Origin of the sequence: Dinghuibacter sp., from assembly GCF_035492835.1 — a bacterium.
In the GTDB taxonomy this organism is placed as follows: Bacteria; Bacteroidota; Bacteroidia; order Chitinophagales; family Chitinophagaceae; genus Dinghuibacter.
The window spans coordinates 18802-29134 of sequence record NZ_DATJIY010000180.1; the positions used below are offsets into that span (position 1 = coordinate 18802).

Sequence of the window (10333 nt, forward strand, 5' to 3'; positions counted from 1 at the left end):
AACTTTGCGGTTAACGGGGAGTGGTTTCAGACAGCGGCAGCGGCACCTGGTACACCGGCGCCACGCTCAGGTAGGTACTGGAGCCCAGGCCGATGGTCGATGTGTTCGTGCGTTTGTAGTAAAAAAACAGCTGCCCCTCCCCGATGAATTCCTTCTGATACTCTTTTTTGATCTCGGTGGTCAGCACGGCGGTGGCGGCGAGGTTCGGCAACCCGCGGTTGTAGCGGACCGAGTCCAGGGCGGCAAAGGCCACCGTCGGATTGGGGTCGGTCTCCGCGATGATATAATACAGCTCGCTTTTGCGCAGCACCGGCTGCATGTACCGCCAGGGCGCGGCGGTGTTTTGCACGTCCGCGTATTTGAAGAAGGTACGGTAGCTGTTGGGTCCATTCAGCCAGGTCGTCGTATAACGGTAGTCGTTCTGGTTGCCCTCGAAGACGTTGTTGAGCCGGGTGGGCTGCATGGCCAGGATGTCCACCGCCGTCAGGTTGGCGTTGAAGTAGTTGTTGAAGTTGATGTACATCTCCTGGTTGTACGGCCCGAAGAGCACCTCCGGGGAGAATATCCTGTCCGGGCTGGTGGTATTGGACACGATGGCGGTGTAATTGAGCCAGGGGAACCAACGTCCGCCTTCGGTGAGCACCGCCAGGGCCGAATCGTGGGCGGCGGAGGTCTGGCCGCCGTACAGATAAGCCCGGGCCTGGAGGCCTTTGACCGCGTAGTAGTTCAGCCGCTGGTTGCGGTACCCGGCGTAAAAATCCGGCGTGAAGACGACACCGCCGGTAATGACCGGGTCGCCGGTCAGCAGGGTCTCCGCCTGCGCCAGGTCGGCCAGGACGCTGTCCAGCGCCTGTGTGGCGGTGAGGATCGGCTGGGTTTGTCCATCGGGCCGTGTGTAGTACGGTATGGCGGGGTTGTTTGCCCCGGTGCTAAAGACCGGCCCGAATAACCGGAGCATGTCGAAATGCAGGAGGCCCCGTATCGCGATGGCCTCGCCCTTCATCTGCTGGGCGTGCGCGCCCGTCACCACGCCCGCCGCGGCCGCGCCGTCGATCTGGCTGATAAAGACGTTGGCGGCCAGGATACCCGCGTAGGCGGTCTGCCAGACATTCTCGAACACGGCCTGGACGCTCGTATTGGTATACGAATACGCCTCGAAAGAGTTGTAGACGTTGTCGGCGCTATAGGACCCGTTGTTGTATTGCTGCGCCAGCAGCTCCACGGTCGTCATCGACAGGTTGCCCCCATAGAGCGAATCGGAGCCCACGAGGTTGTAGAGACCGTTGAGGGCTTGCTGGATGGCTTTTTCGTTGGAAAAAACCTGCGGGCCCGTGTATGATCCTTCCGGTTGTACCGTGAGGTACTTTTTGCAGCCGCAGAGTGTAACAAATAGCAACAGATATATGTATTTCATACCAGCGCGTTTTTAAAATGAAGCATTGATGCTGAAAGAAGAAGACCGTGCAAACGGATAACCCGTCCCGCGTTCGGTCTTTACGGTTTCCAACCAGAACAGGTCGTTGAGGTACAAGTTGAAGCTCAGCGACTGCATCCGCAGCTTCCTGATCCACCCGTTCGACGACCGCCAGCCCAGGTTGAACGATTCCCCGATGACCTGGTTGTCCAGCTCCACGAAGCGGGACGACATCGGCGTACTGGTTTGTATGGAGATGGATTTGAACTGCGCGACATCCCCCGGTTTTTGCCAGCGGTCGTAGAGCGCGCGTTTGTCCTGGTTCTGCCAGACGCCCTGCAGGGAAATGTTCTCCACCTTCTGGTACAGGTCCGAGTTGAATACGTCCCCGCCGATCCGGTAACGGAAGTTGACCCCCAGGGTGAAGCCTTTATACGCCAGGCTCGAGTTGATGACCCCTTCCAGCCTCGGCTCGGAATTGCCGACACGGGTGATGTCATTCGGATCGTAGGTGTAGGTGAGCGTCCCGTCCTTCTTCAGAAAGAGCTCATGCCCGGTGGCCGGGTCGATGCCCTTGGATACCACGGCCCAGATGTCGTCGGGGCTGTAGCCGTCCGTGTAACGGACCAGGCCGTTGCTTTGCTGCTCCTGTTTGTTGAGGGCGTCCAGCCTGCTGCCGAAGTCGCTGTACCGGCTCTTGTAGGCCTCGCCGGTAATACCGATGGTCCAGATGATGCGTTTGCGCAGGTTATAGATAGGGGAGACCCGCAGGTTGAAATCCACGCCCCTGGTCGTCAGCTTCCCCGCGTTGATCTCGTAGCCGGAATTCAGACCTACGGAAGAGGGCAGGGCGCCGTTGGCGGTGACGACCAGGGGATTTGTCGCCTTGTCGAAGTATTCGAAGTAACCGCTGATCCGGTTGCGGAGCAGGGTGAAATCAAGGCCATAGCTGGACTGGAGCGTCTTCTGCCATTCCAGGTTGGGGTTGCCGAGAGACTCGAGGCTCAGTCCTTGCCCGAAGTTCGGGTTGTAGGAACCGGACTGGAAAGAATAGGTCGACACCGACGTGAACTGACCGAGGTTCTCGTTCCCAGTGTACCCGATGTCGCCCCGGAGCTTCAACAGCTGTATCCAGCCCAGGCGACGCAGGAAGCTCTCCCTGCCGATATTCCACCCCAGCCCCGCGGAGGCGAAGGGTTTAAAGAGCTTGTTGGAGCCGAACACGCTCGAGCCGTCGAGCCGGTACGTCCCGTCGAAGAGGAACCGCTGGTCGTAGGCGTAGTTGACGCTCCCCAGGAAACCCACGTCCCGGCCGGTGTTGATGCTGGAGGAGGGCACCGTATAAGGCGTATAGCTGTAGGCGAAGGAGGGGTTCCCGTCCGTGCCGTAGGGATACCCCGTGGCCGAAAAGCCGACGGAAGAGTTTTTCGTCTGGCTGATGTCCGACCGCACGTTGACGGTGACCTGGTTCCGGCGCACGGTCGTGGCATAAGTCACCATCAGGTTCCCGCTGTACATCGTGCTTTGGCCGTTGTTGTTGGTATAGCTACCCCTCAGGTGAGGGTCGAGTATCGTCCGGTACTGCGTGTTCTCTGGCGGCGTAAAGTTCACCGCCGTGTTCGTGCCCTGGCTCAGCAGCCCGGCCGCCTGGATCCGCAGGTTGGGCGTCAGGGTGAAAATGCCCTGCAGGCTGTTGCTAAAGTAGGTGTATTTGGTTTGGCTGATAGAATACAGTGTCGCGTTATAGAGCGGATTCAGCTGGCCATTGGTCGAATCCAGGTACACCGGGACCGAGCCGTCGGCGTTCCGTTTGGTATAATAGGGGTTGGCCTGAGCGAAGGCGGAGAAAGACCCGTAGGGGGAGTTGTTCGAGGTATAGCCCGACAAATTGAGCATATCGGTGACGTTCACCCGGCCCTTGCGATAAGAAAGGTCGACAAAGCCGCCCCAGGCGTCCCGGTCGGACCCCTTCATTACCCCGTTCTGGCTGCTGTAGTCGGCGCCCCCCGTGAACATCAGGTCCCGGTTGCCCCCGCTCATCGACACGGAATGCCGGTCGGTAAAGCCCAGCTGCACCGGTTCGCTGAGCCAGTACGTGTTGACGCCCCGCTCTATCTGCGCCAGCTTGTTGTTGTATTCCTGGTTCAGCAGCCATTGGTTGGCGCCGGTATAGACGCCGGTCGTGTACATGCCGGATAGCTTTTCAAACTGCAGCTTCTCCGAGGCATTCATCAGGTTGTAGCTGCTCAGATCCGGCAGATCGAAGGAAAAATCGCCGGTATAGCTCACCCGCAGCTCCCCGGGCAGGGGACGCTTGGTCTCCACCACCACCACGCCGTTGGAGGCCTTGGCGCCATACAGCGCGGTGGAGGCCGCGTCTTTGAGGATGGTGATCGAGGCCACGCGGTTCATGTCCAGGTCGTAGATCGCCTGTAGCGTGCTCTCGAAGCCGTCGAGGATGAACAGGGGCTGGTTGGGGTCGGAGCTGAACTGGTCGTTCAGGTCCGTGTTGCTGATGGTCGTCTTACCCCGGACCTCGATGGTGGGCAGCGTATTGGGGTCGGAACCCTGGGTGTTGTTGGGCACGACGACAAAAGACGGGTCCAGGGTCTTGAGGCTTTCGATGATGTTCTTGTTGCCGATGGTCTTCAGCTGCTCGCCGGTGTAGGTGGTGGCGGCGCCGGTAAAGCTTTCCTGCTTCCGGGTGAACATACCCGTGTTGATCTCCACCCCGCTCACCTCACTCACCCGGACCTTAAGGTGTACCGTGAATTCGGTACGACCGTTCAGCCGGATCTCCTGGGTCTCAAACCCCACGTGGCTCACTACGAGGGTGACGTCCGTCGGGATGTTTTCCAGCAGCACGTCGCCTTTTTCATTGGTCAGGTTACCCCGGTTGGTCCCCTTGACCATGACGGTGGCGCCCGGAACACCCCCACCGTTCTCGGACAGGACTTTGCCCTGCACATCCCCGAATGGATTGTCCGCCTGGGCACTGGACGGACTGGGCTTTTGGATGACGATCATATTCCGGTTGATCCGGTAGGTAAAAGGCTGTCCCTTCAGACATTCCTTCAAGGCCTCTTCCACCGTGACGTTCTTGACATCCATCGTAACCGGCCGGGCGTTCCGGATCATGTCGTCCCGGTACACGACCGAGACGCGACCCTGTTTGGAAATGGCGTCGAAGACCTTTCCCAGGGGGGCGTTTGTAACGGACAGGGTTATTCTTTGGGATAAGCCCGCCGCCGAGGCGGACAAGCAAAGGGCCAGGAGCAGCAGGCGCGCGGCTCCCCTCACACGTTTGAAACTCATGCGTTAATTAGTTTTGGATAAATATTTCGGTCTTTCTATGGCAGCACCGTCAGCTGTCGGCCGTCAATTCTGAAGTGGTGTATTCCATTGCCTTCCAGGAAAGCGGTTAGTTCGGATAAGGGCAGGTTGCGGCTGATTCGTCCGCTATAGGTGTCGGAAGCGTTCATGGTGGTTTCATAGACGACATCGATGTCGTACCAGCGGGAGACTTCCCGCATGATGTATTGGATATCGGTATGGTCGAACTTGAAGAAACCGGTCGTCCAGGCCGTCTCTTTGTCCGTGTCCGCGTCTCCAACGGTCAGCCCGCCGTTTTCGGCCGCCGCCAGCTGTCCCGGTTCCAGCGTCCTGGACCCGTTGGCCGTGGTTACCTGTACAGCCCCGTTGACGAGCGTCGTCCGGACGCCGGGCTCGTCGTCGTAAGCCATCACGTTGAAGGCGGTGCCCAATACCTTTATGTCTGTTCCCCGTGCCTTTACGATAAAAGGCTGGGTCGTGTTCTTTGCGATCTCGAAATAAGCTTCACCCGTTAGCTCCACCGTCCGGCTACCGCCGGTGAAAGCGGTGGGATACCGCAGGGAGGACGCGGCGTTCAACAATACGCTGCTGCCGTCGGGGAGGACCAGCTTGTATTGTCCCCCCCGGGGGGTCGTCATCGTGTTGTACGCGATGTCGGCCGTATTGCCGGTTGTTTTATAGGTCACTTCTCCATGCTGCCCGGTGATCCGCGTTTGGCCCTGCACGGCCAGCTGTCCGTTTTGCACGGTGTCCAGGGCTATCCTGCTCCCGTCCGCCAGCGTGAGGATGGCCTTATTACCACCGGGGGCTACATCGCCATAGGTTTTGCCCCTCCCTTGGTGCCCCGCCATCCACCACCAGCCGCTCGCTGCCAGCAGGACCACGATGGCCGCGGCCGCCGTCCAGCGTACGATCATGCGGACCGTACCGCTTTTACGGACGGGCGCTAAGCCCAGTCTGTCAAACAACTGCCTGGCGGCCGATCGTGTATCATACCCTGCCAGCGCCCGGAGCTCCTCCTCCAATGCCTCCCTGTCCTGCAGCTCCGAGAAGGCCCGGGCATGACGATCGTTTTCGGCGATCCAGGCGTCGAGGTCCTTCCGTTCATTTTCCGTAAGCGCTTCCTTTTCCATGGCCTTGTAGATCACCGAGGCGATATACGAGGCCTGTTCGAAGGGGGTAATATTGTTTGGCTCCAAGGTTTGGGGCGATTTGGTATAAGGAAAACACCGGCCGGGAAAAATCGACCCCCGCGACGCCAAAGTTTTTTTTTAGCCGCCGGATTTTTTGCAGGAGTGCGTGGTCAAAGCAGGAGCGCGACCGGTCCGCCCGGTCCGAATTTGTTGCGAAGGATGACGAGGGCCTTATATTTCTGCTTCTTTACGGCCTTCAGGTTCATATTAAGATGAATCGATATTTCTTTTACCGTCAGCCCCTCCCTGAAGCTCAGGTAAAAAACCTCCTGCATCTGGGGCGTCATCAGGCGGACGGTGTCATATACCGCGGAAAGGAACTCCGCCTTGACCATTTCCGTCAGGACAGAATCCATTTCCGTGGGATCCAGCGCAGTGGCTGCCTGGTGTTTACCTTCCTGTCTTTCCCGGCCCCGGATGTAGTTGAGACAGCCGTTCCTGGTGGAGGCAAACAGGTAGCTCCGCAGGCTGGCCATCGTCGCGAAAGGCCTCCGGCCGTTCCAAAGGTGGATAAACGCCTCCTGGACGACGTCCTTGGCCGAATCCGGGTCGGCCAGGAATCTCTCCGCAAACCGGCACATAATGGGGAAATACGCGGCCACCAACGCCTCCAGGGCGGCGGGATCCCCATCCGAAAACCGGCGCAGGAGGTCTCGTTCGGCAGCGGTCGACCGTTCCATAAGCAAGAAGGAGCAAGTTAACTATTTCCGTAAATTTGCACCCTTAATTACCATTGCATGGCACAAGAAGTCGAGCACGTACACTGTCTCATCATAGGCTCCGGCCCCGCCGGCTACACCGCCGCGATCTACGCGGCCCGGGCAAACCTCAAACCCGTTCTATATCAAGGTATCCAACCCGGCGGCCAGCTGACCATCACCACCGAGGTCGAGAACTATCCCGGCTACCCCGCCGGTATCCAGGGACCGGAGATGATGATCGACTTTGAAAAACAAGCCACCCGCATGGGCGCCGACGTCCGTTTCGGGATGGCCACCAAGGTCGACTTCGACAGCCGTCCGCTCCGCGTGGAGATCGACGAGGAAAAGTGGATGACCGCCGATTCCGTGATCGTCTCCACCGGCGCCAGCGCCAAGTGGCTGGGGCTGGAAAGCGAGCAGCGGTTGAACGGCTATGGCGTCAGCGCCTGCGCGGTCTGCGACGGTTTTTTCTTTAAAGGAAAAGACGTGGCCATCGTCGGCGCCGGGGACACCGCGGCCGAAGAGGCGCTGTACCTTTCTAAATTATGTACAACTGTACATATGCTCGTCCGCAAGGGCGAAATGCGCGCCTCCAAGGTGATGCAGGACCGCGTCCTCAAGGCCACCAACATCGTCGTCTACTGGAATTCCGAGGCGGCCGAGGTGATCGGTGACAACAAGGTGGAAGCCGTGCGTATCCGCAACAACAAGACGGGCTTGGAAGAGACCATCCCGGTCAGCGCTTTCTTTGTCGCCATCGGCCACGAGCCCAATTCCGGCATCTTCAAGGGCTGGCTCGACATGGACGACCAGGGCTATATCCAGACCGTTCCCGGCACCACAAAGACCAACATCCAGGGCGTCTTCGCCGCCGGCGACGTCCAGGACAAGAACTACCGCCAGGCCGTCACCGCCGCGGGCAGCGGCTGCATGGCCGCCCTCGATGCGGAGCGGTACCTTACGGCAGAAGGCTTGCACTAAAGCGAGGCTCCCCATGACTATCAGGCTTGAAAAATTGCGCTTCTACGGCTACCACGGCCTCTACGTGCACGAGCAAAAGCTCGGCGCCTGGTTCGAGCTGGACCTGAGCCTCGAGTGGCCCGACCCCGCCCAGCCGGTCCGGCACCTCCATGAGACCATCAACTACGTTGCGGTCTACGAGCTGGTAAAGCAGCGGATGACCCTGCCGGAGGAGCTCCTCGAGACCCTGGCCATGGAGATGACCCACCTGCTAAAGGACCAGTTCCCGCAGCTGACCCGGGTCGACATCCGCGTGGCGAAGATCAACCCGCCCCTCCTCAACTTCCAGGGCACCGTCGCGGTGGAATACAGCAAAATATTCTAATTTACGGGCATGTCGATCTCCAAATATCTCTTGATAGCCGCGCTCGCCCTGGGCAGCGTCACCCGTACGTTCGCCCAGACCGCCGATGACATGGCCGCCGAAGGCGACCAGCTCGTCAAAAACCTCAAGGAAGAGGACGCCTACGCCAAATACAAGTCCGCCCTCGTCGTTCAGCCCGACAACCTCCATGCCCTGGTCCAGTGCAGCTTTATGGCCAGCCGGATCGGCGGCCGCCAGACCGACAAAGGCAAGGCGACCACTTTTTATACCGAAGCCCAGGACCTCGCCGGCCGCGCCCTCAAGGTGGACAGCACCAACGCAGACGCCCACGTCGCCCTGGCCGTCGCCGATTTCCGCCTGACGCCGGGCCTCAGCGCCAAAAAACGGGCGGAATACGGCCGGGACGTCAAGAACCTTTGCGACAAAGCCATCAAGCTCGACCCGAAGAATTACCGCGCCTGGTACCTGCTGGGTCTATGGAATATCATGGCGTTCCATATGAGCGGCGCGGAAAGGGCCGAGGCTAAGGTCCTCTACGGCGGTATCCCCGACGCCACGATCAAAACCGCCATCGCCTGTTTTGAAAAATGCCGCTCGATCAACCCCAGCTATATCATCAATTACCTCGACCTCGCCAAGGTCTACAAAGAAGACGACCAGACCGAAAAGGCCATAACGGCCCTCGAGACCCTCGTCAAGCTGCCCGTCCAGACCGAGGACGACCCCGCGACCAAGGCCGAAGGTCGGAAAATGCTCGACGCGCTGATGTAGGGCCGCGCCCCGCGCCCCCGCACCGCCCACGCCCCGTGCCGCCCATGCCCCGCCCACCACAACTGCCGATATGGACCTCACTTTTCGCTTCACCCGCAATACGCTGCTGTACGTCTTCCGGATCGTGCTGGGTTGTCTTATTTCCTGGGGCTTCCTGGAGCTCCTGGGCACCGACCGCCGGGAATGGGCACTGATCTCGGTGATCATCGTCTCCGAGCCCGACTTCATCAACCTCCGCAACAACACCATCTCCCGGGTCGTCAACACCCTGAGCGGTTGCGCCATCGGGATGGTTGCCCTCTTGATCACCGGCGTCAGCTTTACATCGATGATGGTCGGCATCACCGCCGCGATCCTTATCAGCACCTCCTTCCCCAAATACCCCGGCAGCTGGAAGCTCGCGCCCGTCACCGTCGTCATCGTCATGGCGCCCTCCCTCATCGTCCACACCGCGCTCCACACTGCGCTGATCACCGCCCTCGTCCGCGCCGAAGAAGTCCTCATCGGCTGCGTGGTCGCGTTCCTGCTCGGCTTGCTCTTCGACCGTTTGCAACGCCGCCGGCGCGTGTAATCGATCCTCTACGCGCGCCCGCGCCACGCCGGCACAAACCCTTCACGCCGAGCGCATATTCTCTATAGGAATAATCTCTACGGACTCCGATTAACCAAAGCTTAAGAACCACTTTGCGTCCGGATAACACAAAGTCGTCGTGTGTCATCCTATCTTTGTTCTCACAACGATTAGGTGTTATTCATAGGTTAGCAATCGGCCTGCTTTTCCAGGCAGGCCTTCTTCAAAACTCCCACCGCTTACCCACCCCTCAATACAGATTGTAGTTTTTCATTATAGCTTACTTTTGCGCCCGCGAATGACGTGAGAATGATCCAATCCATTATCCTCTACGTGTGTGTGACAATGTGCGGAGACTGGGGTCTCAGAGAAAAGCCAGTCAAAAAATATCCCTTACCCTTCCGGTTAGGGTATTTTTTTTATTACAATAGTTAAACCTGCATATCATTTTTTGCTCGCATTGCAGAGCGGTTCTGTATTCTTGAAAAGCCCCAAAATGAAGTAGCCCCTCCGATTACGGAGGGGTTTTTCATACATATCCCTCCCGCGCAGCGCCACATCCGCGCCACATCCGCGCCCCCTGTGCGCCGCCCGTTTAACCAACCGTTAGGACCCCATTAGCTTCCGGATAACACCCAATCGCGATTCCGCCATGTATCTTTGTTCTCACAACGATTAGGTGTTATTCATAGGTTAGCAAACGGCCCGCTTTTCCAGGCGGGCCCTTACAAAGCCCAAAACGACTTTCAATATAATTTTACCCACGCCCGGTCCGGCAGGATCGGGGAACCTTAGATCCCTCTGATAGCCGAAAAAAATATACCCCGTCCATCGCGACGGGGATATTTTTTTGGAGATTATTAGCTTTCCTCATATCTTGAATTACTTCCCTGCTAAACCACCAATATGAAACGCTTAATCCTCCTGGCTGCCACAACCTGCCTGTTCGCAATCACCCAAGCCCAGACTTACGTCCAGCTCAATCCCACCGCGACCCAGTCCGGC

The 10333-nt window shown here is 58.7% G+C and carries 8 protein-coding genes; 4 read left to right on the forward strand and 4 right to left on the reverse strand.

The window, feature by feature from the left end:
- Positions 1-10: 10 nt before the first annotated feature.
- The 4 genes from VL547_RS17010 to VL547_RS17025 all read right to left on the reverse strand — a co-directional run bounded on the left by VL547_RS17010 (position 11) and on the right by VL547_RS17025 (position 6620).
- Positions 11-1414 (reverse strand): RagB/SusD family nutrient uptake outer membrane protein, encoded by a 1404-nt coding sequence (locus VL547_RS17010; protein ID WP_325580043.1) that lies wholly within the window; start codon positions 1412-1414, stop codon positions 11-13.
- Between the two features lie 12 nt (positions 1415-1426).
- The gene (locus VL547_RS17015) at positions 1427-4729 is read right to left on the reverse strand and encodes a SusC/RagA family TonB-linked outer membrane protein (protein WP_325580045.1); all 3303 of its coding nucleotides are present in this window, start codon (positions 4727-4729) and stop codon (positions 1427-1429) included.
- Positions 4730-4764: 35 nt separating this feature from the next.
- Positions 4765-5946, reverse strand: a complete 1182-nt coding sequence (locus VL547_RS17020; RefSeq protein WP_325580047.1) for a FecR domain-containing protein — start codon at positions 5944-5946, stop codon at positions 4765-4767.
- A 104-nt stretch (positions 5947-6050) separates the two neighbouring features.
- On the reverse strand, positions 6051-6620 hold the full coding sequence (locus VL547_RS17025) for an RNA polymerase sigma factor (RefSeq protein WP_325580049.1): 570 nt from the start codon (positions 6618-6620) through the stop codon (positions 6051-6053).
- A 57-nt stretch (positions 6621-6677) separates the two neighbouring features.
- Between VL547_RS17025 and trxB the strand changes: the two genes are divergently transcribed.
- From trxB to VL547_RS17045, 4 genes are all read left to right on the forward strand, one after another.
- Entirely contained in the window at positions 6678-7622 is a 945-nt protein-coding gene (gene trxB / locus VL547_RS17030) for a thioredoxin-disulfide reductase (RefSeq protein ID WP_325580051.1), read from the forward strand.
- A gap of 13 nt (positions 7623-7635) precedes the next feature.
- A complete protein-coding gene (gene folB / locus VL547_RS17035; protein ID WP_325580053.1) occupies positions 7636-7986 on the forward strand; it encodes a dihydroneopterin aldolase in 351 nt (116 codons plus the stop codon).
- Between the two features lie 9 nt (positions 7987-7995).
- Complete coding sequence (locus VL547_RS17040; protein ID WP_325580055.1) at positions 7996-8757, forward strand: hypothetical protein; 762 nt, start codon at positions 7996-7998, stop codon at positions 8755-8757.
- A 70-nt stretch (positions 8758-8827) separates the two neighbouring features.
- Positions 8828-9328: an FUSC family protein gene (locus tag VL547_RS17045; protein WP_325580057.1), complete on the forward strand. Its 501-nt coding sequence runs from the start codon at positions 8828-8830 to the stop codon at positions 9326-9328.
- Positions 9329-10333 lie beyond the last annotated feature (1005 nt).

Coding starts and splice junctions, on each gene's coding strand:
- trxB (WP_325580051.1), top strand. CDS start 6,678: ATGGCACAAGAAGTCGAGCACGTACACTGTCTCATCATAGGCTCCGGC.
- VL547_RS17025 (WP_325580049.1), bottom strand. CDS start 6,620: ATGGAACGGTCGACCGCTGCCGAACGAGACCTCCTGCGCCGGTTTTCG.
- VL547_RS17015 (WP_325580045.1), bottom strand. CDS start 4,729: ATGAGTTTCAAACGTGTGAGGGGAGCCGCGCGCCTGCTGCTCCTGGCC.
- VL547_RS17040 (WP_325580055.1), top strand. CDS start 7,996: ATGTCGATCTCCAAATATCTCTTGATAGCCGCGCTCGCCCTGGGCAGC.
- folB (WP_325580053.1), top strand. CDS start 7,636: ATGACTATCAGGCTTGAAAAATTGCGCTTCTACGGCTACCACGGCCTC.
- VL547_RS17045 (WP_325580057.1), top strand. CDS start 8,828: ATGGACCTCACTTTTCGCTTCACCCGCAATACGCTGCTGTACGTCTTC.
- VL547_RS17010 (WP_325580043.1), bottom strand. CDS start 1,414: ATGAAATACATATATCTGTTGCTATTTGTTACACTCTGCGGCTGCAAA.